Raw genomic sequence first — 318 nt, 5'->3', positions numbered from 1 at the left:
CGGTAGGCCACCCCCGGCCCCTGCCGCGCCGCCCGCCCTGCGCGCTGCGCCGCCGCGGCCTGCGAAGCGCGGCGGGTGACAAGGTGGGTGGTGCCCGCCGAACGGTCAAACTCGGCGAGGCGGGCGAGGCCGGAATCGACCACCACGCTCACGCCGTCCAATGTCAGCGAGGTTTCGGCGATGGCGGTCGCGAGCACGATCCGGCGGCGGCCTTCGGTATCGCGGCGGATCGCGGCGCGTTGTGCGGCGGGCTCGATCTGGCCGTGGAGCGCATGGATCGGCGTGTTCGGGAGGCGCGGCTCGAGCCGCTCGCGCACC

General features: G+C 75.5%; 1 protein-coding gene. It reads right to left on the bottom strand.

Annotated features, from left to right (window positions below; translation table 11 throughout):
* Positions 1 to 318 (bottom strand): helicase-related protein (locus AX692_RS11425; protein ID WP_269143355.1); only part of this gene is annotated, 318 nt, incomplete at both ends.

The sequence above is a fragment of the Erythrobacter donghaensis genome (assembly GCF_001557325.1).
Taxonomy (GTDB): domain Bacteria; phylum Pseudomonadota; class Alphaproteobacteria; order Sphingomonadales; family Sphingomonadaceae; genus Erythrobacter; species Erythrobacter donghaensis_B.
Note: the sequence above shows the minus strand (reverse complement) of the source record. Positions and strands in the feature narration are given on the sequence as shown.